Annotated in this window: 37 protein-coding genes; 4 read left to right on the top strand and 33 right to left on the bottom strand. The window is 44.7% G+C overall.

Features of this window, described 5'->3' with window-relative positions; translation table 11 throughout:
- Window positions 1-3 precede the first annotated feature (3 nt).
- The 4 genes from AB5123_RS01845 to AB5123_RS01830 all read left to right on the top strand — a co-directional run bounded on the left by AB5123_RS01845 (window position 4) and on the right by AB5123_RS01830 (window position 1699).
- On the top strand, window positions 4-186 hold the full coding sequence (locus AB5123_RS01845; RefSeq protein WP_022286964.1) for a PspC domain-containing protein: 183 nt from the start codon (window positions 4-6) through the stop codon (window positions 184-186).
- Window positions 187-415: 229 nt separating this feature from the next.
- The gene (locus tag AB5123_RS01840; RefSeq protein ID WP_038672626.1) at window positions 416-649 is read left to right on the top strand and encodes a hypothetical protein; all 234 of its coding nucleotides are present in this window, start codon (window positions 416-418) and stop codon (window positions 647-649) included.
- On the top strand, window positions 646-843 hold the full coding sequence (locus AB5123_RS01835; RefSeq protein WP_038672628.1) for a hypothetical protein: 198 nt from the start codon (window positions 646-648) through the stop codon (window positions 841-843). Before AB5123_RS01840 ends, AB5123_RS01835 begins: the two co-directional genes overlap by 4 nt.
- The gene (locus AB5123_RS01830) at window positions 830-1699 is read left to right on the top strand and encodes a glycoside hydrolase family 25 protein (RefSeq protein ID WP_270762970.1); all 870 of its coding nucleotides are present in this window, start codon (window positions 830-832) and stop codon (window positions 1697-1699) included. The genes AB5123_RS01835 and AB5123_RS01830 overlap by 14 nt, the downstream gene beginning before the upstream one ends.
- Before the next feature lie 134 nt (window positions 1700-1833).
- Here the strand turns inward: AB5123_RS01830 and rplQ are convergent, their stop codons facing one another.
- From rplQ to AB5123_RS01665, 33 genes are all read right to left on the bottom strand, one after another.
- Window positions 1834-2175, bottom strand: a complete 342-nt coding sequence (rplQ, locus tag AB5123_RS01825) for a 50S ribosomal protein L17 (protein WP_022286968.1) — start codon at window positions 2173-2175, stop codon at window positions 1834-1836.
- Window positions 2176-2193: 18 nt separating this feature from the next.
- A complete protein-coding gene (locus tag AB5123_RS01820) occupies window positions 2194-3153 on the bottom strand; it encodes a DNA-directed RNA polymerase subunit alpha (protein ID WP_022286969.1) in 960 nt (319 codons plus the stop codon).
- A gap of 131 nt (window positions 3154-3284) precedes the next feature.
- The gene (gene rpsD / locus AB5123_RS01815; protein WP_022286970.1) at window positions 3285-3881 is read right to left on the bottom strand and encodes a 30S ribosomal protein S4; all 597 of its coding nucleotides are present in this window, start codon (window positions 3879-3881) and stop codon (window positions 3285-3287) included.
- 92 nt (window positions 3882-3973) lie between these two features.
- Window positions 3974-4372, bottom strand: coding sequence for a 30S ribosomal protein S11 (gene rpsK / locus AB5123_RS01810; protein ID WP_022286971.1), 399 nt, complete (start codon window positions 4370-4372; stop codon window positions 3974-3976).
- 14 nt (window positions 4373-4386) lie between these two features.
- Window positions 4387-4755, bottom strand: coding sequence for a 30S ribosomal protein S13 (rpsM, locus tag AB5123_RS01805; protein WP_022286972.1), 369 nt, complete (start codon window positions 4753-4755; stop codon window positions 4387-4389).
- A gap of 29 nt (window positions 4756-4784) precedes the next feature.
- Window positions 4785-4898, bottom strand: a complete 114-nt coding sequence (gene rpmJ, locus AB5123_RS01800) for a 50S ribosomal protein L36 (protein ID WP_022286973.1) — start codon at window positions 4896-4898, stop codon at window positions 4785-4787.
- A gap of 60 nt (window positions 4899-4958) precedes the next feature.
- Window positions 4959-5177 carry a translation initiation factor IF-1 gene (gene infA, locus AB5123_RS01795; RefSeq protein ID WP_022286974.1) on the bottom strand — a complete coding sequence of 73 codons (219 nt, stop codon included), beginning with the start codon at window positions 5175-5177 and terminating at the stop codon, window positions 4959-4961.
- Entirely contained in the window at window positions 5177-5476 is a 300-nt protein-coding gene (locus tag AB5123_RS01790) for a KOW domain-containing RNA-binding protein (protein ID WP_022286975.1), read from the bottom strand. Before AB5123_RS01790 ends, infA begins: the two co-directional genes overlap by 1 nt.
- Complete coding sequence (map, locus tag AB5123_RS01785) at window positions 5473-6219, bottom strand: type I methionyl aminopeptidase (RefSeq protein WP_022286976.1); 747 nt, start codon at window positions 6217-6219, stop codon at window positions 5473-5475. Before map ends, AB5123_RS01790 begins: the two co-directional genes overlap by 4 nt.
- Window positions 6220-6235: 16 nt before the next feature.
- Window positions 6236-6868 carry an adenylate kinase gene (locus AB5123_RS01780; protein ID WP_022286977.1) on the bottom strand — a complete coding sequence of 211 codons (633 nt, stop codon included), beginning with the start codon at window positions 6866-6868 and terminating at the stop codon, window positions 6236-6238.
- A 38-nt stretch (window positions 6869-6906) separates the two neighbouring features.
- A complete protein-coding gene (gene secY, locus AB5123_RS01775) occupies window positions 6907-8202 on the bottom strand; it encodes a preprotein translocase subunit SecY (RefSeq protein ID WP_022286978.1) in 1296 nt (431 codons plus the stop codon).
- Between the two features lie 2 nt (window positions 8203-8204).
- Window positions 8205-8645, bottom strand: coding sequence for a 50S ribosomal protein L15 (rplO, locus tag AB5123_RS01770; RefSeq protein WP_022286979.1), 441 nt, complete (start codon window positions 8643-8645; stop codon window positions 8205-8207).
- A gap of 15 nt (window positions 8646-8660) precedes the next feature.
- The gene (rpmD, locus tag AB5123_RS01765; RefSeq protein WP_022286980.1) at window positions 8661-8837 is read right to left on the bottom strand and encodes a 50S ribosomal protein L30; all 177 of its coding nucleotides are present in this window, start codon (window positions 8835-8837) and stop codon (window positions 8661-8663) included.
- A 14-nt stretch (window positions 8838-8851) separates the two neighbouring features.
- Window positions 8852-9352 (bottom strand): 30S ribosomal protein S5, encoded by a 501-nt coding sequence (gene rpsE, locus AB5123_RS01760; RefSeq protein ID WP_329963884.1) that lies wholly within the window; start codon window positions 9350-9352, stop codon window positions 8852-8854.
- A 15-nt stretch (window positions 9353-9367) separates the two neighbouring features.
- A complete protein-coding gene (gene rplR / locus AB5123_RS01755) occupies window positions 9368-9727 on the bottom strand; it encodes a 50S ribosomal protein L18 (protein ID WP_022286982.1) in 360 nt (119 codons plus the stop codon).
- A gap of 18 nt (window positions 9728-9745) precedes the next feature.
- Window positions 9746-10297, bottom strand: a complete 552-nt coding sequence (gene rplF / locus AB5123_RS01750) for a 50S ribosomal protein L6 (protein ID WP_022286983.1) — start codon at window positions 10295-10297, stop codon at window positions 9746-9748.
- Window positions 10298-10310: 13 nt separating this feature from the next.
- Entirely contained in the window at window positions 10311-10709 is a 399-nt protein-coding gene (gene rpsH / locus AB5123_RS01745) for a 30S ribosomal protein S8 (RefSeq protein WP_022286984.1), read from the bottom strand.
- Window positions 10710-10725: 16 nt separating this feature from the next.
- Window positions 10726-10911, bottom strand: coding sequence for a type Z 30S ribosomal protein S14 (locus tag AB5123_RS01740; protein WP_022286985.1), 186 nt, complete (start codon window positions 10909-10911; stop codon window positions 10726-10728).
- Window positions 10912-10925: 14 nt separating this feature from the next.
- On the bottom strand, window positions 10926-11468 hold the full coding sequence (gene rplE, locus AB5123_RS01735) for a 50S ribosomal protein L5 (RefSeq protein ID WP_022286986.1): 543 nt from the start codon (window positions 11466-11468) through the stop codon (window positions 10926-10928).
- A gap of 16 nt (window positions 11469-11484) precedes the next feature.
- Complete coding sequence (gene rplX, locus AB5123_RS01730) at window positions 11485-11808, bottom strand: 50S ribosomal protein L24 (RefSeq protein WP_022286987.1); 324 nt, start codon at window positions 11806-11808, stop codon at window positions 11485-11487.
- 17 nt (window positions 11809-11825) lie between these two features.
- Window positions 11826-12194 (bottom strand): 50S ribosomal protein L14, encoded by a 369-nt coding sequence (rplN, locus tag AB5123_RS01725; protein ID WP_022286988.1) that lies wholly within the window; start codon window positions 12192-12194, stop codon window positions 11826-11828.
- A gap of 73 nt (window positions 12195-12267) precedes the next feature.
- On the bottom strand, window positions 12268-12528 hold the full coding sequence (gene rpsQ / locus AB5123_RS01720) for a 30S ribosomal protein S17 (RefSeq protein ID WP_022286989.1): 261 nt from the start codon (window positions 12526-12528) through the stop codon (window positions 12268-12270).
- Between the two features lie 21 nt (window positions 12529-12549).
- The gene (rpmC, locus tag AB5123_RS01715; protein ID WP_022286990.1) at window positions 12550-12747 is read right to left on the bottom strand and encodes a 50S ribosomal protein L29; all 198 of its coding nucleotides are present in this window, start codon (window positions 12745-12747) and stop codon (window positions 12550-12552) included.
- A complete protein-coding gene (gene rplP, locus AB5123_RS01710; protein WP_022286991.1) occupies window positions 12747-13178 on the bottom strand; it encodes a 50S ribosomal protein L16 in 432 nt (143 codons plus the stop codon). Before rplP ends, rpmC begins: the two co-directional genes overlap by 1 nt.
- Entirely contained in the window at window positions 13178-13960 is a 783-nt protein-coding gene (gene rpsC / locus AB5123_RS01705; RefSeq protein WP_022286992.1) for a 30S ribosomal protein S3, read from the bottom strand. The genes rplP and rpsC overlap by 1 nt, the downstream gene beginning before the upstream one ends.
- A 20-nt stretch (window positions 13961-13980) precedes the next feature.
- Window positions 13981-14316: a 50S ribosomal protein L22 gene (gene rplV, locus AB5123_RS01700; protein ID WP_022286993.1), complete on the bottom strand. Its 336-nt coding sequence runs from the start codon at window positions 14314-14316 to the stop codon at window positions 13981-13983.
- Window positions 14317-14335: 19 nt separating this feature from the next.
- Entirely contained in the window at window positions 14336-14617 is a 282-nt protein-coding gene (gene rpsS / locus AB5123_RS01695) for a 30S ribosomal protein S19 (protein ID WP_022286994.1), read from the bottom strand.
- Between the two features lie 23 nt (window positions 14618-14640).
- Window positions 14641-15474: a 50S ribosomal protein L2 gene (gene rplB, locus AB5123_RS01690; RefSeq protein ID WP_022286995.1), complete on the bottom strand. Its 834-nt coding sequence runs from the start codon at window positions 15472-15474 to the stop codon at window positions 14641-14643.
- Between the two features lie 193 nt (window positions 15475-15667).
- Entirely contained in the window at window positions 15668-15958 is a 291-nt protein-coding gene (gene rplW, locus AB5123_RS01685; RefSeq protein WP_038672640.1) for a 50S ribosomal protein L23, read from the bottom strand.
- Entirely contained in the window at window positions 15958-16581 is a 624-nt protein-coding gene (rplD, locus tag AB5123_RS01680) for a 50S ribosomal protein L4 (protein WP_038672642.1), read from the bottom strand. Before rplD ends, rplW begins: the two co-directional genes overlap by 1 nt.
- A 17-nt stretch (window positions 16582-16598) precedes the next feature.
- Window positions 16599-17234: a 50S ribosomal protein L3 gene (rplC, locus tag AB5123_RS01675; protein ID WP_022286998.1), complete on the bottom strand. Its 636-nt coding sequence runs from the start codon at window positions 17232-17234 to the stop codon at window positions 16599-16601.
- Window positions 17235-17328: 94 nt separating this feature from the next.
- Window positions 17329-17643 (bottom strand): 30S ribosomal protein S10, encoded by a 315-nt coding sequence (gene rpsJ, locus AB5123_RS01670; protein ID WP_022286999.1) that lies wholly within the window; start codon window positions 17641-17643, stop codon window positions 17329-17331.
- 754 nt (window positions 17644-18397) lie between these two features.
- Window positions 18398-19045, bottom strand: coding sequence for a hypothetical protein (locus AB5123_RS01665; RefSeq protein ID WP_368364481.1), 648 nt, complete (start codon window positions 19043-19045; stop codon window positions 18398-18400).
- Window positions 19046-19191 lie beyond the last annotated feature (146 nt).

Here is a 19191-nt window from a genome sequence, read left to right as displayed (position 1 = left end):
GAAATGGCAAAGCCACTTTACAAATTAAGAGAAGGCAGGATAATTTCAGGCGTTTGCGCAGGACTAGCGGAGTATTTCAACATCGACGTGAACATAGTCCGTATCTGTGCAGTGCTTATAGGCTGTGCAGGCGGTGCAGGAGTTATCGCATATATTGCGGCTGCAATGCTTCTGCCTGAGAAATAAGACCATACGAAAGACAAAACCACGGCTGAATGTAAACTCAGCCGTGGTTTTTTTACGTCTTAACAAATATCTTTTCTGTTCATGAAAGTATGTGACCAATGCACAAAAGTGCCGCACCAAAACTGTGCAAACAAATGATTTATATTTTAATTTGGCAACAATTCTGCAATTGTTGCATTTTTTATGCAACAAAACACCTCTTTTTCGGGATAAATAGGAGGTGATAAACATGGAAGCAGTAATAGCGGCGTTCATAGCGGCGGCCGCCAGCATAGCCTGCCAGCTTATAATAGCTCGTTCGGGAGCTAAAGAAAACAAAAAATCACAGGAAGCCACCGAACGGCTTATTATATATAGAATAGATAGGCTGGAACAAACAGTTTCCGAGCATAACGCACTCATTTCAAGAATGGCGGCAGCGGAACAAAAGATAACAGACATGGAAAGGGAGAGATATTCATGAAAGAAAAACTCGCAAAGCTCATTGACGTAAAATCGCTTGTCACACTGCTTATGACAAGCGTGTTCTGTATCCTCACGCTGAAAGGGATAGTCAGCGGAGAGCAGTTCATCACAGTTTTCACTGTGGTGATATCATTTTACTTTGGCGTACAGACGGCAAAAAAATCTGGAGGTGACGGCAATGGAAAAAGCTAAGGGCATCGATGTTTCCCATTGGCAGGGGAGAATAGATTTTGACAAGGTGAAGTCACAGGGTTACAGCTTTGTGATGATAAACGCAGGCTACGGCAAGTACATCAGTCAAAAAGACGAAAATTTTGAGAAGAACTATGCCGCCGCCAGAAAGGCTGGTCTTAATATCGGCACATACTGGTATTCCTACGCCCTCACAGAAGCCGATGCACTTGCGGAAGCGAAAACTTTTCTTGAAGCGGTCAAAGGCAAAATGTTTGAATATCCCCTCGCCTTTGATATCGAGGACGCTTCCCAAAGTGAACTTCCAAACGCTGCCATAAACAAAATTATAGAAGCCTTCTGCGACTATCTCGAAAGCAACGGCTACTATGCGGCTGTCTACAGCTACGCAAACTTTTTCAAGCGCAAGGTATCAGACTCCGTAAAAAACCGCTATGACATTTGGGTGGCACACTTTGACGTTGCAAAGCCTGCCATATCAAACTATGGAATGTGGCAGTATACAAGCAAAGGAACTGTAAACGGTGTTTCCGACCGCTGCGATTGCAACTACGCTTACAAAGACTACCCTGCCATAATGAAGAAAAAGTGCCTTAACCTTTACCCTTCCAACGCAAAAAATCTCGATACCACAGGCTACAAAAAAGGTGATAAAGGCGATGGCGTCCTTGCACTGAAATATCTTCTTATGCTTGCAAAGAAAAAGGGTATGCACAATATCAACCTTGATAAAAACGATATTTTCGGTGCAGGCACACAGAAAGCCGTGAACAATATACTCAAAAACCACAGCTATTCACAAAACGGAATAGCAGGCAAGAAATTCATTGAACTTTTAGGCAACGAGCTTCTATAATAACCACAAGCAACCGCAACAAACATAGGGGCGAACAACGTTCGCCCGCATATCTTGATACCAATGCCCAAATATAAGCACATAAAAAAGGCTGTACCCTTACGGATACAGCCTTGAATGCTATGCAAAATTTATTAAACCAACTGAATGATAGCCATTTCAGCAGCGTCGCCACGACGTGGTCCGATCTTGATGATCTTTGTATAGCCGCCGTTTCTGCCCTCGTATGAAGGTGCAATGTTGTCAAACAGCTTCTTAGCTACGTCTTCCTTAGTTACATAAGAAAGTACCTGACGCTTTGAGTGAAGGTCGCCTGCCTTGCCGAGAGTAATCATTTTCTCAGTCATAGCAGCAACTTCCTTAGCTCTTGTTACAGTGGTTTCAATCTTACCGTTTTCGAGAAGATAAGTAACCATAGCTCTGAGCATTGCTTTTCTCTGGTCGCTAGTTCTTCCCAGCTTTCTTGTGCCTGGCATAGATTTTCACTCCTTACTTTAATTATCGTCCTCTGAATTAAGGTCGTAACCCAATGAATGAAGCTTTTCCTTGACCTCGTCGAATGACTTCTTACCAAGGTTTCTTACCTTCATCATTTCTTCAGCAGACTTTTCAATCAAATCATTAACCGTGTTAATTCCTGCACGCTTCAGGCAGTTAAATGAACGCACAGATAAGTCAAGTTCCTCAATGGTCATCTCAAGGATCTTTTCCTTGCCCTTTTCATCCTTTTCAACCATCATCTCTACAACGTTAGTCTCTTCTGAGAGATCAACAAAGAGATTCAGATGCTCGTTGAGGAGTTTGGCTGCCATTGATACAGCTTCCTTAGCGGAGATAGTACCGTCGGTCCAAACCTCCAATGTCAGCTTATCAAAATCGGTGATCTGTCCAACACGGGTGTTGTCAACCGTGAAGTTCACCTTTAATACAGGCGTATAAATACTGTCTACTGCAATAACACCAATAGGGGCGTTAGGCATAAGCGCCTTGTTCTTTTCCGCAGAAACATATCCACGACCTCTGTCGATGACAATTTCCATATAAAGCTTTGCGCCCGGTCCCAAAGTTGCAATGTGCATATCAGGAACAAGAATGTCCACCTCAGAATCTGTCTTGATGTCGCCGGCAGTGACAACGCACTCGCCCTCGGCCTCAATGTAGATAGTCTTAGGACCCTCGCCGTAAAGCTTTGCAGTTAAACCCTTGAGGTTAAGAATGATCTCAGTAACATCTTCCTTAACTCCGGGAATTGTTGATAGTTCGTGGTGTACACCGTCGATCTTTACCGATGTAACGGCGACGCCTGGCAAAGAGGAGAGCAGTACACGTCTCAGACTATTTCCGAGCGTAATACCATAGCCACGCTCCAGAGGCTCGAGAATAAACTTGCCGTATGTTCCGTTGCTCTTTAGCTCGGCTGTTTCGATTTCAGGCTTTTCTATTTTTTCAAGCATTTAAGACCCTCCTGTTTTCAAACTCGATTGTTTTATATGATCAATAACACATACACTTCCAAAAACATATCAAGTATTTCTCCGATACGCACTCTTGAAGAGTGCATACCGTAAGAACCACTATCAATACATTATTTAGAATACAACTCGACGATGAGGTGCTCCTCGATGTCATAGTCAAGGTCTTCCTTAACAGGCATACGAAGAACCTTAGCTGTCTGGTTGTCCTTGTTTACATCAAGCCATGTAGGAGCTGCCTTTGAAGCGTTAGCCTCAATGATCTGCTTGAACTTCTCGCTCTTCTTGCTGTTTTCCTTAAGTGAGATAACATCGCCTTCCTTGATTCTGTAAGAAGGAATGTCAACTCTCTTGCCGTTAACAAGATAATGACCGTGAACAACGAGCTGACGAGCCTCTCTTCTTGTCATTGAAAGACCCATTCTGTATACAACATTGTCAAGTCTTGACTCGAGAAGAGTAATGAGGTTAGCACCGGCCTGACCCTCCATTTTCTCAGCAAGCTCGAACAGGTGACGGAACTGCTTCTCAAGAACGCCATAGATGAACTTGAGCTTCTGCTTTTCCTTAAGCTGCATACCGTATTCTGAAACTTTCTTTCTCTTGTTAGCGTTAGGATCACGCTTTGTTTCCTTAGCGATACCCATAACTGCTGGGCTGATTCCGAGAGATTTACATCTCTTGAGTATTGGTTCTCTATTTACTGCCATGGTAAATACCTCCGTTTTCTAAATGTTATCGGGTCTTAGCCGAATTGCTTACCCGACTTTGAGTAAACTACAAACTCAAATTGTCTTATAAACTATACACGTCTTCTCTTTGGAGGACGGCATCCATTGTGAGGGATCGGAGTTACATCCTTGATAAGTCTAACTTCAAGATCCTCAGACTGCAAAGCTCTGATTGCAGCCTCACGGCCAGCACCAGGTCCCTTTACAAAAACTTCAACTGTCTTAAGGCCATGCTCCTTAGCAGCTCTTGCAGCAGTTTCAGCAGCTGTCTGAGCAGCGAATGGAGTAGACTTCTTAGAACCTCTGAAGCCGAGTCCGCCGGCAGATGCCCAAGAAATAGCATTGCCCTGCATATCTGTAATAGTTACGATAGTGTTGTTAAAAGTAGACTGGATATGAACCTGTCCCTGTTCAATGTTCTTTCTTTCACGACGACGACGAATAGTAGTCTTCTTCTTAGCCTGAGCCATTGTTCACACCCTCCTTACTTCTTCTTATTAGCGATTGTCTTTACAGGACCCTTACGAGTTCTTGCGTTGGTCTTTGTTCTCTGACCTCTAACTGGGAGACCTCTTCTGTGACGAAGACCACGATAACAACCGATTTCTGTCAATCTCTTGATATTGAGCGCAACATTTCTTCTGAGGTCGCCCTCAACAGTGATGTTATGGTCAATATATTCACGCAATTTAGCTACATCGTCCTCAGACATATCCTTAACTCTTGTGTCAGGATTTACGCCTGTTTCATTAAGAATCTTAGTAGCAGTTTTCTGACCTATACCATAGATATAAGTAAGAGCAATTTCAATTCTCTTATCCTTTGGCAGGTCGATACCAGCAATACGAGCCATTATTTAGCTGCACCTCCATTATTGGTTTGTTAGCCCTGACGTTGTTTGTGCTTAGGATTCTGGCAGATTACCATAACCTTGCCTTTTCTCTTGATTACCTTGCACTTCTCGCAGATAGGCTTAACTGAAGGTCTTACTTTCATTGAAATACCTCCTTTGAATTTAGCGACAAGAATTAAAAATTCTTAAACTTACGGGAAAGCTTACTTAGCTCTCCATGTGATTCTTCCCTTTGTCAAGTCATACGGTGACATTTCGACCGTTACCTTATCTCCGGGTACGATACGAATATAATTCATACGCAGCTTACCCGAAATATGAGCAAGGATTTTATGACCGTTTGAAAGTTCTACCAGAAACGTTGCATTTGGCTTAGCCTCAATTACCGTTCCCTCAAGTTCGATAACGTCTTCCTTTGACATTAAAAAACCTCCCCATCTAAAAGGTTTTGGTCTGCTGTAACACGGTTTGGGTCAAAACCTTGTATCAGCCGTCTTAATTTCCTGTTTGTCAGCTCATCAGTGCTGATGTTGACGCCCGCAGGTGAAATGTGTTTTATGTTTTTACGCTTTGGCTTTTCGAGCTTACGCTCCTTGCCGTCTGCGATATACACAAAACCGCCGCTGGCAGCTACCGCAACAAAATATCTGCCCTTATCACGGCCTGCGTTCGCAAGCACCACTGAACCGATCGGTATATCTACAACGCTTTTCTCCGTCATACTTTGGTCAGGATAACTGCCCCGTCAGGAGTAACTGCGATTGTATGCTCAAAATGAGCCGCCCACTTTCCGTCTTTTGTCTTGACAGTCCAACCGTCAGGCATTGTCTTGATATCAGCCGTACCCATGTTTATCATAGGCTCTATGGCTATTACCATGCCTGCCACAAGTCTGATGCCGTGACCAGCCTTGCCATAGTTTGGAACTTCCGGATCTTCGTGCAGGTTTTTGCCCACACCGTGACCTACGAACTGTCTTACAACGGAGTAGCCGTTGTCCTCATTGTATTTCTGAATGGCCGCACCCAAGTCGCCAAGTCTAACGCCCGGCTTTACCATATCTATTGCAAGATACAGACTTTCTTCGGTGGACTTCATCAGAGCCTCTGCCTCAGGGGAAATCTTGCCTACAGCAAAGGTCTTGCAGGAATCTCCGTGATAGCCATCAATGTAAGCACCAACGTCTACTGAAACTATGTCGCCCTCGCAAAGCTTGCGTGGACCGGGGATACCATGGATTATCTCATCGTTGACGGAAATGCAGGCTGAGCCTGGAAATCCGCCGTAGCCAAGGAAGCTTGGCTTTGCACCATGAGAAGTGATATATCTGTGAACGACTTTATCAAGCTCGTAGGTAGTCATACCCGGTCTGATAGCCTCGCCCGCAGCGATCAATGCTCCGGCGGTTATTGCGCCCGCCTTCTGCATTTTCTCGATCTCTTTATTGGATTTAACGCATATCATTAAAAACGCCTCGGATCTATGCCTTAACAGCTTCGAGAACAAGCTTTGAAGTGTCCTCTACCTTATCCTGTCCCTCAACAGTAACGAGTTTACCCTGCTTACCGTAGTAATCTTTAAGAGGAGCGGTTGATTTGTGATATGTCTGAAGTCTGCTGATAACTGTTGCAGGTTCGTCGTCCTTACGGATAACGATCGGCTTTCCGCAAACATCGCACACGCCCTCTACCTTTGAAGGCTTGAAAGCTGTGTGGTAAGTAGCGCCACAGTCGAGGCAAACTCTTCTGCCTGAAAGTCTCTGCTGGATAGTCTCGTCAGGAACATATATCTCTATGACCTTGTCTATCTTAACGCCCATAGCGTCAAGAGCCTCAGCCTGAGGAACTGTTCTTGGGAAACCGTCCAGAATGAAACCGTTCTGAGCGTCAGGCTCAGCGATCCTGTCCTTAAGGATACCAATTACGATATCGTCTGATACAAGGTCGCCTGCGTCCATAGCAGCCTTAGCCTTGAGACCGTACTCAGTGCCAGCCTTAACAGCCGCTCTGAGCATATTGCCTGTAGAAATAGTAGGAATGTTCAGAGCCTTGCAGATAACCTCAGCCTGAGTTCCTTTTCCCGCACCGGGAGCGCCTAAAAGAATAATATTCATTTTTAACTCCTTTTTATCTCAAACGTAAAGCCTATGGTTTATTCAAGGAAGCCCTTATGATGACGCATCATCATTTGAGATTCCATAGTTCTTGCAGTTTCAAGAGCAACTGATACAACGATAAGGATCGAAGTACCGCCCATTGCAATATTCATCTTTGTGATCGAAGTGAAGATAATAGGGAAGATAGCGATTATTCCGAGGAACACAGCTCCTACCAATGTTATCTTTGACAGAACCTTCTTAAGATAATCGGAAGTTGGTCTGCCAGGTCTGATACCAGGGATACCACCGTTGTTCTGTCTGAGGTTGTTTGCGATCTCAAGTGGATTATACTGCATTGAAACATAGAAATAGTTGAAGCCGATTATCAGCACAAAGTACAGACAAGCGTAGAACGGATGAGTGTACTCGAACCAGTGAAGGAAGTGATCGTAGAAGCTTCCGCTCTTTGGTTCAATGAACATTTTGAGTGTTGAAGGCAGTGACATGAAAGCCATTGCAAAGATGATAGGCATAACGCCGCTCATTGCGATCTTGATCGGAATAAAAGTATTCTGACCGCCGTACTGTTTTCTGCCGACTACTCTCTTTGCGTACTGTATCGGTATTCTTCTTTCAGCCTCATTCATAAAGATGATAAAGCCTATCATCAGAACGAATACAACAAGGATAGCAATTACGAGAATGATGTTCTTAGCCTCGCCTGTCTTCATGTAATCGAACAGACCGATAACTGCTGAAGGACCTCTTGCAATGATACCTGCGAACAGGAGCATTGAGATACCGTTTCCGATACCCTTCTCGTTTATCTCGTCACCAAGCCAGATCGTCAGTGACGCACCTGCTGTAAAGCAAGCGATAATAACTATCTCTGCGAATATCTTGCTAAAGCCCTCTGTGTAAACACAAGCACCCGCTTTCTTCATGGTGAGGTAATAAGCCCACGCCTGGAAGATAGCAATAGCAAGTGACGCATATTTTGTTATCTTGTTAAGTTTCTTTCTACCCTCAGGACCTTCCTTCTGGAGTCTTTCCAGCGGTGGGAGAGCGTAGGTCAGAAGCTGAATGATAATTTGTGCATTGATATAAGGTGAAACGGAGAGCGCCAAGAGAGTAGCTTTTGAAAAGTTACCTCCTGACAGAACGTTCAGATAGCTGAAAAAGTCACCTGACGAAGCACTCTGTTCAAACCATGCTGACAATGCGACTGAGTCAAGGTAAGGCACAGGAACTGTACCGCCGACTCTGTAGATGATGATGATGAAAAAAGTAAATAGAAGTTTTTTTCTTAATTCCGGAACTCTCCAGGCATTACGAAATGTCTCTATCACAATTACATCACCTCAACCTTCCCGCCTGCCTTTTCAATCTTTTCCTTAGCAGCTGCTGAGAACTTAGCAGCCTTAACGGTAAGGTTTTTAGTTAATTCGCCGTTTCCGAGGATCTTGACGCCGTCAAGTTCCTTCTTGATGATGCCTGAAGCTTTAAGAAGCTCAGTATCAACAACTGTGCCGTCAACAAATCTATCAAGATCAGATACATTTACGATAGCATACTTTGTTGCGAAAATATTGTTGAATCCACGCTTAGGGATTCTTCTTGCGAGCATTGTCTGTCCGCCTTCAAAGCCCGGTCTTATTCCGCCGCCGGAACGAGCCTTCTGACCCTTGTGTCCCTTGCCTGCGGTCTTTCCGTTACCAGAACCGTGACCTCTGCCCTTGCGCTTGCTCTCCTTTACGGAGCCTGCAACAGGTGATAATTCGTGCAGTTTCATTCAGATTGCACCTCCTTATGCTTCAGTTACTTTAATAAGATGGGAGATAACCTTTACCTTTCCCTTTGTCTGAGGATTGTCAGGCTGACAAGTCTTATCCCCGATTTTTCTGAGACCCAGTGAATTAGCGGTAGCGACCTGCTTATCGCTTCTTCCGTTAAGGCTCTTTATCAGTTCGATGTTTATTGCCATAACTGTTATCCTCCTTAGCCTGTAATTTCTTTAACTGTCTTGCCTCTGAGAGCTGCTACTGTTTCAGCGCTTCTGATGTTAGCAAGACCGCTTATTGTAGCTCTTACTGCGTTGTAAGGATTGTTTGAACGGAGCTGCTTAGCTCTGATATCCTTAATTCCAGCAGCTTCTACAACGGCTCTTACTGTGCCGCCTGCGATAACTCCAGTACCTGGTGCTGCAGGCTTGAGAAGAACCTCGCCTGCACCGAACTTACCGATAATTTCGTGTGGGATCGTTGTTCCCTTAAGTGAAATTTTGATAAGGTTCTTCTTGGCGTCCTGGATTGCCTTTCTGATTGCGTCAGGAACTTCTCCTGATTTACCGATTCCGAAACCTACTACTCCGTTTCCGTCGCCTACTACTACGAGGACTGAGAACTTCATTATACGGCCGCCCTTAACAGTCTTTGATACTCTGTTAATTGCAACGACCTTTTCAGTAAGTTCCATGTTTGAAGCATCTATTAAAGCCAATGTTTACCCTCCTCTTTAGAACTTAAGTCCGCCTTCACGGGCTCCGTCTGCCAACTCCTGAACACGTCCGTGGTAAAGGTAGCCGCCTCTGTCGAATACGACATTCTCGATGCCCTTTGCCTTAGCCGCCTGAGCGATCATTTCGCCGACCTTACGAGCGCCTTCCTTGTTGCCGCCGTTGCCTTCAAAGTCCTTGGACATTGAGGAAGCGCTGCAAAGTGTTACGCCGTTTACGTCGTCGATAACCTGTGCATAAATATGCTTAGAGGAGCGGAATACGTTGAGGCGAGGACAATCAGCTGTTCCGTTGATCTTGTTGCGGACTCTCTGATGTCTTTTTGCTCTTGCCTTAGCCTTGTCAAGCTTTTTAACCATAGTAATTCTCTCCTTTTATTACTTCTTGCTGCCCTTACCAGCCTTACCTTCCTTACGGATAACATACTCGCCTTCGTAACGAATACCCTTACCCTTATAAGGCTCTGGTGGACGCTTCTCACGGATCTCACAAGCAAACTGACCTACTTCCTGCTTGTCGCAACCTGAAATTACGATGTGGTTTGCGTCAGGTACATCGATCTTGATAGTATCTGTTTCAGGTACGATTACCTGATGAGAAAAACCAAGGTTCATAACAAGGTTCTTACCCTGCTTCTGTGCTCTGTAACCTACACCAACGATCTCAAGCTTCTTTGCGAAACCCTCTGTAACACCCTCTACCATGTTGTGTACGAGTGTTCTTGTCAGACCGTGCAGTGACTTGTGGAGCTTATCCTCTGAAGGACGCTCTACTGTGATCACGCCGTCTGCACACTTTATTATCATATCCTTGTGGAACTCTTTTGTGAGTGAACCCTTAGGACCCTTTACTGTAACTACGTTTCCGTCTGCAACAGTAACCTCTACACCTGCAGGAACACTAATTGGCTTAATACCTATTCTTGACATAACTTAGTCCTCCTTACCAGATGAATGCGAGAACTTCTCCGCCGACATTCAGCTCTCTAGCCTTCTTGTCTGTGATAACGCCCTTTGAAGTAGATACGATAGCAATGCCAAGACCCTTTATAACCTTTGGCATATCCTCGCAGCTTGCGTAAATTCTCAGACCAGGCTTTGATACTCTTCTGAGTCCTGTGATGACTGGATTTCTGTTCTCGTCATATTTAAGAGTAATTCTAATGATACCCTGCTTACCGTCTTCAATGATCTTGAAGTCCTTAACGTATCCTTCGTCTACGAGGATCTGTGTGATCGACTTCTTCATATTAGATGCAGGAACGTCAACTGTTGCGTGCTTCGCAGTACTTGCGTTACGGATTCTTGTAAGAAGATCCGCTATTGTATCAGTAATTTGCATGCGTGTTAACCTCCTTTTACCAACTAGCCTTCTTAACTCCCGGAATCTTACCCTCGTGAGCCAACTCTCTGAAACAAATACGGCAAACGCCGAACTTTCTCAGATAAGCGTGAGGTCTTCCGCAGATCTTACATCTGTTGTAAGCACGAGTGGAATATTTAGGCGTAGCCTGCTGTTTGTTGATCATAGCCTTCTTAGCCATTTTTTATCCTCCTCTTACTTATCAGCAAATGGAGCACCCATAAGTGAAAGCAGCTCCTTTGCCTCTTCATCAGTTTTTGCAGTTGTGATAAAGTTGATATCCATACCACGAACCTTATCTATCTTATCGTATTCGATCTCAGGGAAGATCAGCTGCTCCTTAAGACCAGTAGAGTAGTTGCCTCTGCCGTCGAAAGAGTTAGGGTTGATACCTCTGAAATCTCTTACACGAGGAAATGCTACGTTGAAAAGTCTGTCAACGAATTCATACATTTTCTCAGCTCTCAGTGTTACCTTAACACCGATGATCTGTCCGTCTCTGAGCTTGAAGTTAGCAACGGACTTCTTTGCCTTACAAACGATCGGCTTCTGTCCTGTGATAGCAGCCAGATCAGTCATGATAGCGTCGATAACCTTCTTGTTATCCTTATCTGCGCCGCAGCCCACGTTGATAACTACCTTATCAAGCTTTGGGATCTGCATAACGTTAGCGTATTCGAATTTCTTCATCATAGCAGGAGCTACGTCGCTAACATAATATTCTTTAAGTCTAGCCATCGTAATATCCTCCTAATTAAAATTCTTCGCCGCAGTCTGCGTTCTTGCAGACTCTAACTTTAGTACCGTCCTCAAGGAACTTATGAGCGACTCTTGTTGGCTTGCCACACTTAGGGCAAACTGCCTGTACCTTTGAAGCGTACATTGCAGCCTCAGCCTCAACTATGCCGCCCTGCTCGCCCTGACGTCTTGGCTTAACGTGCTTTGTAGCAATGTTAAGACCCTCAACGATTACCTTTCCCTCCTTAGGGGAAACTTCCAGGACCTTGCCCTTCTTACCCTTGTCCTTACCGGAGAGGATAACGACGGTGTCGCCTGTTTTTACGTGTACCTTATTCATTGTTACGACACCTCCAATTAAAGAACTTCTGGAGCAAGTGAAAGGATCTTCATATAATCCTTCTCTCTGAGCTCCTTAGCTACTGGTCCAAATATACGAGTACCTCTTGGGTTCTTGTCTTCTTTGATAATAACAGCTGCGTTTTCGTCAAAACGGATATATGTGCCGTCTGCACGACGAAGACCCTTAGCTGAACGAACGATTACTGCTTTAACAACGTCGCCCTTTTTAACAACTCCGCCTGGTGTTGCCTTTTTAACAGAACAAACTACAACGTCACCGATGTTTGCATACTTTCTGCGTGTTCCGCCGAGTACCCTGATGCACATAAGCTCCTTTGCTCCGGAGTTATCTGCTACCTTCAGGTAAGTCTGCATTTGTATCACAGTGCGTTCCTCCTTTCAGAATTTAACGTGCGGTCGGCAGAAGTTATCTGCCACCTGCACTATTGCGTTTTAATTACTTAGCCTTCTCAAGAACGTTAACAAGACGCCATCTCTTGTCCTTTGACAGAGGTCTTGTTTCCATAACTTCAACCTTGTCGCCTATATTGCAAACATTGTTTTCGTCATGTGCCTTAAGCTTAACTGTTCTCTTGATGATCTTCTTGTAAAGTGGGTGCTGTACGTTATCCTTGATAGCAACTACGATAGTCTTATCCATCTTGTTGGAAACTACAACGCCAACTCTGGTTTTTCTCAAATTTCTCTCTTCGCTCACAGTTAATCCTCCCTTCGAAAATTACTGAACATTGGACTCTTGCTTACGAATGAATGTCTTTACACGAGCAATATCCTTCTTCACAGCCTGAAGTCTCTTAGGATTCTCCAACTGATTTACAGCGTGCTGGAAACGAAGGTTAAAAAGCTCCTGCTTGAGCTCAGCGAGTTTGCTGTTGAGCTCGTCGACTGTCATATCCTTGATTTCATTAGCCTTCATTATTGCTCACCACCCGTTTCTTGAGTATCTCTTTTAACGAACTTACACTTGATAGGCAGCTTGTGCATTGCAAGACGCATTGCTTCTCTAGCTGTCTCTTCAGGTACTCCTGCGATCTCGAACATTACTCTGCCTGGCTTAACAACGGCTACCCAATACTCAGGTGCGCCCTTACCTTTACCCATTCGAGTTCCAAGAGGCTTTCTTGTTGCAGGCTTATCTGGGAAGATCTTGATCCAAACCTGACCGCCACGCTTGATGTATCTTGTCATTGCGATACGGGCAGCTTCGATCTGATTTGATGTGATCCAAGCAGGCTGAAGAGCCTGAAGACCATACTCACCGTGAGAAACTGTGTTACCTCTCATAGCCTTGCCTGTCATACGGCCACGGTGCTGTTTTCTGAACTTAACTCTCTTTGGAAGCAGCATTACTTGTTACCTCCCTCTTTTTTAGCCTTATTGAAGTCACGCTTACCATTTCTGTTCTGGCGTCTTCTGTCGTTTGACTCTCTCTTGTCTGAAGCAGCAACTTCGCCCTTAAGAACCTCGCCTCTGTATATCCATACCTTAACGCCGATCCTACCGTAAGTTGTGTGTGCCTCAGCTGTACCATAGTCGATGTCAGCTCTGATCGTCTGAAGTGGAATTGTACCCTCGTGGTATGTTTCTGCTCTAGCGATCTCTGCACCGCCAAGACGGCCGCCGCATCTAACCTTGATACCCTTAGCGCCGAGCTTCATTGCTCTGCCGATAGACTGCTTCATTGCTCTTCTGAATGAGATTCTATCTTCAAGATCGTGTGCGATCTTTTCTGCAACGAGCTGTGCATTGATGTCAGGCTGCTTTACCTCAACGATGTTGATAGCAACGCTCTTGCCGATCATCTTTTCAACGTTTGCACGGAGCTTTTCGATCTCTGCGCCGCCTCTGCCTATTACGATACCAGGCTTTGCACAGTGGATGTGGATTCTTACCTTCTGACCGCCGTCCTTATCGGCAAATCTTTCGATCTCTACTTTTGGAACGCCGGCGTATACGCACTTATCTGCTGGATTCTTTGATCTTGTATTCAGCTCTTTAAGAATAAAGTTACGAACGTTGTAATCCTCAACCAGTGTATCGCCAAAAGTACCCTTTTCTGCAAACCAGCGGGAGTCCCAATTCTTAATCACACCGACACGAAGTCCGTGTGGATTTACTTTCTGTCCCATAGTTTACCTCCTCTTTCAGCTTATTCCTTTTCCTTAAGAACGATCGTAACGTGTGATGTTCTCTTAAGGATTCTATATGCTCTGCCTTGTGCTCTTGGCATGATTCTCTTCATTATCGGTCCTGGACAAACATAGCACTCTGCAACGTAAAGGTTGTTCTTATCCATGTTATGGTTGTTCTCAGCGTTGTGAGCGGCGGACTTCAGAAGCTTCTCAAGATATTCACTTGCAGCCTTTGGTGTATGCTTTACTGTTGCCATCGCAACATCATAGTCTTTTCCTCTGATCAGATCGAGAACGATCTGTACCTTACGAGGAGCAATACGAGCATTTCTCAGAATTGCTTTTGCTTCCATTTGTATTCCTCCTTCCGCACTACTTACCGTTGTTTGAGGTCTTTGAACCTGCATGACCCTTGAATGTTCTTGTTGGAGCGAACTCTCCCAGCTTGTGACCAACCATGTCCTCTGTTACATATACAGGAACGTGCTTACGTCCGTCGTGAACTGCGAATGTGTGACCAACGAATTCAGGGAATATTGTAGAAGCTCTGCTCCATGTCTTGAGCACCTTCTTCTCGCCTGCATCGTTCATTGCCTTAACTCTCTTGTAAAGGACCTCCTGTACGTATGGTCCCTTCTTGACACTTCTACCCATTGATCATCTGCCTCCTTTCAGCATTACTTACCGTTTCTGCGTTTTACGATAAACTTATCGGAGCGATGATGCTTAGCACGGGTCTTGTATCCCATTGTAGGCTTACCCCAAGGTGTAACTGGAGTTGGTCTACCAACTGGAGCACGACCCTCACCACCACCGTGTGGGTGATCGCATGGGTTCATTACAGAACCTCTAACGGTAGGTCTCCAGCCCATATGGCGCTTTCTACCTGCCTTACCGATATTTACGTTCTCATGGTCGATGTTTCCTACCTGACCGATTGTAGCCATGCAGTTTACAGGGACCTTTCTCATCTCGCCTGAAGGAAGTCTTACAAGTGCGTAGTTGTCTTCCTTACCCATGAGCTGAGCCATGTTTCCTGCTGAACGAACGAGCTGTGCGCCCTTACCAGGATAAAGCTCGATGTTGTGGATGAAAGTACCAACAGGAATGTTTATCATTGCAAGTGCATTACCAGGCTTGATGTCTGCGTCTGCGCCTGCTCTGATTACGTCACCAACCTTAAGACCATAAGGTGCGATGATGTATCTCTTCTCACCGTCCTCATACTCTACAAGAGCAATGAATGCTGAACGGTTTGGATCGTACTCGATAGTAAGAACTGTTGCGTTCATATCGAGTTTGTTTCTCTTAAAATCAATTACACGGTATTTTCTTCTTACTCCGCCGCCTCTGTGACGAACAGTGATTCTACCGTAGCTGTTTCTACCTGAGTTCTTCTTGAGTGGCTCAAGCAGAGACTTACATGGAGCAACCTTTGAAAGCTCGGAATAATCGGTAACTGTCATACCTCTTCTGCCGGCTGTTGTAGGCTTGTAGCTCTTTATTGCCATTTGAAATTCACTCCTTATCTGAGTTTTGCGAAAAGGTCAAAGCGTTTTCACGCCAAGCGCCCTTCCATACTTACGTCCTGCGGTGAAATGATGAGCGGTCCTCGCCGCCTCGCAAGACCTTTCCGAAGACTTCTCGGTATTCATGAAGTTCTTCGGAGCAATGCAGCCTTACGCTGCACCTCTTTTAGAGGATTTAGAACAAGCCCTCGAAGAATTCGATTGTCTTGTCACCCTCAAGAGTAACGATCGCTTTTTTCCAGTCTGGTCTGTAGCCTACGCTTCTTCCCATTCTCTTCTGCTTACCCTTAACGCTGATCGTGTTTACCTTAGCTACCTTTACGTTGAAAAGCTCTTCAACTGCCTTAGCGATCTCGATCTTGTTAGCGTCCTTAGCGACCTTGAAAGTGTATCTGTTAGCCTGAAGTCTGTCCATAGAATCTTCAGTGATAACTGGCTTTAAAATTATATCTTGAGCAGTTCTCATTATGCGTAAACCTCCTCAATCTTCTTTACAGCCTCTGAAGAAACGATAAACTTATCATAGTTCAGAATGTCGTAAACACTGAGAGTATTTACAGTAGCTGTCTTAACGCCAGGAATGTTGGCTGCACTCTTGACAACAGTCTTGTCAGACTCTGCTGTAACGATGAGAGCCTTACCCTCAGCACCAAGTGCCTTGAGCATCTCAACAACTGCCTTTGTCTTGTAGCTCTCGAGCTTGATTGAATCAACAACTACGAGATTCTCGTCAACGACCTTTGTTGAAAGTGCAGACTTCATACCGAGTCTTCTTTCCTTTTTATTAAGTGAATAGCTGTAATCTCTTGGCTTAGGACCGAGAGCAACACCACCGTGTACCCACTGTGGAGCTCTGATAGAACCCTGTCTTGCGTGACCTGTTCCCTTCTGTCTCCATGGCTTTCTACCACCGCCTCTTACTTCTGTTCTTGTAAGAGTTGACTGTGTGCCCTGTCTCTGGTTAGCAAGATAATTTACAACCATAGCGTGCATGATAGCCTTGTTTGGCTCGATACCGAAAATAGCATCGTTAAGCTCAGTGTCGGCAACCTTTTTGCCTGTCATATCAAATACTGAAATCTGTGACATTATGATTCCTCCTTCCACTAAGCCTTCTTAACGCAGTCGCAAATTGTAACTGTACCGTTCTTTGGTCCAGGAATTGCGCCCTTGATTGCGATAAGATTGTTTTCTGCGTCTACCTTGACGATCTCAAGATTCTGTACAGTTACCTTTACGTTACCGTACTGACCAGGCATACCCTTGCCCTTGAAGATTCTTGAAGGTGATGAACAAGCACCCATAGAACCTGCATGTCTGTGTACAGGACCTGTACCGTGAGTTTCCTTAAGTCTTGAGTTGTTGTGACGCTTGATCGTACCGGAGAATCCGTGACCCTTGCTTGTACCGCTGACATCAACGATGTCGCCTGCAGCAAATGTGTCAGCCTTTACGATATCTCCAACATTAAGAGCTGATGTGTCAGCAAGTCTGAACTCCTTAAGAGTTCTCTTCATTGCAACGTCAGCCTTCTTGAAGTGACCCTGAAGAGGCTTGTTTACTCTCTTCGCTCTGATGTCGCCATAGCCCAGCTGAACAGCCTCATAGCCGTCATTCTCAACTGTCTTCTTCTGAACGACAACGCAAGGACCAGCTTCAACAACTGTTACAGGAATTACTTTTCCTGCTTCATCGAAAATCTGTGTCATACCGATTTTCTTACCGATGATTCCCTTTTGCATTATGTTTTCCTCCTATGTGGTTATTGGTCGGACTTGTCCGACGTGACCTGCGTGTTAAATGTTTTTTGAGATCGCACGCGATCTCATTTGGAGATTACTTGATCTCCATAACAATGTTAACGCCTGCAGGAAGTTCAAGATTTTCAAGAGCTGCTGTTGTTTCCTTTGTAGGTCTCAGAACATCGATAAGTCTCTTGTGAGTTCTCATCTCGAACTGCTCACGGCTATCCTTGTACTTGTGTACAGCTCTGAGGATCGTGATTACCTCTTTGTCTGTAGGAAGTGGGATAGGACCTGAAACCTGTGCGCCTGAACGCTTAACAGCCTCAACGATCTTTGCTGCAGCTGCGTCTACAACCGCATGCTCGTAACCCTTGATCTTGATTCTGATCTTTTCATTGACTGCCACTTAAATCGCCTCCTTGTGCAAATTAAAAAAGTTTAGGGGGCAGCTTTCTTTCACTCAAGCCTCAGTCAATTGCGTAAATGATCGAGGCGTGCCGATCGCTTACGCAATTGACAGGTTCGAGCTTTAAAAGCTTTCTGTTGATACCCGTTTACACTCTGCCGTGTGTTCCCTGCCGTTCTCATAAAAAATTCCGAAACCCACAAGGCTTTCGGACTCAGAAAACAGCGCACACAGCATCACACATACTCACGCTAAAGCAGACCTTGTCCGCTATCGCAAGAAGCATAAGCACATACTGTGTTCGGTATTAACAGTCGCCCGGTTTAAAATCGGACATACTCCACGGAAATTACCTGACCAACTGTCAGCAACCTTCCGCTTCATCGCATATCATCATCGTGTACATTAAATACACTGTGCAGTCACGCAAGTATTATTATACACTACTTTTACCCCATTTGCAAGCGGTTACAGACAAATTACAATATAGAATTTTCACTGACTTCTCAGCGCATTTATATGCACATTGCACAAATTTCACTGTGAGTACCATTTGCCGCTACATTTTATTCATATTCGTTATAAAAGTCGGTTTTTCGGGGCTTTAGCAGGGTAAAATGCTACTATTTATCGCAATAATTTTGCTATCGCCAAAAGAACGGGCGACCACAGGTCGCCCTTACAAGAGGTATGGTATAGGGGGACAGCGTCCTCGACGTCCCATTTTGCTGTATCATGTTATACAAAGTTTATATTACGCCACTTCGTCAGTGTCATAGTACGCCTTGACCTTTTCTTCCGTTTCAGCGATGATCTTCTTTTTGATCTCTGCTTCCTCATCGCTGAATATAAGATCAGCAAGCTCAGAGGGGATAGTTTCCCTGATCGAGCCTTCATACATTGCTCCGCCTCTCGGCTCCCACAGATAATCACCCACCCATTGACCTTTCTGCTTTTCAAAATCTATCATTTTCACCACAAGACTGCCGCTTTGCAACACGCTGTCCTTATAATGCCCACAATCGCTCAGCAGATAGACCTTGCAATTTTTATTGTCGATATTCTGCACACCTAATAAATAGTGTGTTTCAACAAAGAAGTCGCTTTCGCCGGCGGTCGTATATTCGTGATCAAAGCCGTTATCGTATTCATCCTTTATAACAGCATTGGAGATATCCTCGTCAGTGAGACCCTCTGGCAGTTGGTGGACGACCTCCGCATCACAGCCCTTATAAAAATAGTGTCCTCCAATTCCATGGGTTCTGTAATAAAACAGCACGAACTTTGCCCCTAAAACTATGAACAGCGCCGTTATCAACGCAAGAAATATTATAAGCTTTACATACACCTTCTTTTTCAGCTCTTCATAAGCTGTGTTTGTTTCTTTATTTGCATCGTTCATATTAAGCACCCCTTTCTGTTGTCTGTATCTTCTGATTTGTTCTTACAGTAACATAATAACAAAAATCTGCACCAAATGCAAGCATTTGTAATTTTGCTAAGATGATTTTAAGATTTATCATAACAATGCACAAATTTGCACTTCCG

Origin of the sequence: Ruminococcus sp. RTP21204st1_B2_RTP21204_210225, assembly GCF_040914135.1 — a bacterium.
Classification (GTDB): Bacteria; Bacillota; Clostridia; order Oscillospirales; family Ruminococcaceae; genus Hominimerdicola; species Hominimerdicola aceti.
Note: the sequence above shows the minus strand (reverse complement) of the source record. Positions and strands in the feature narration are given on the sequence as shown.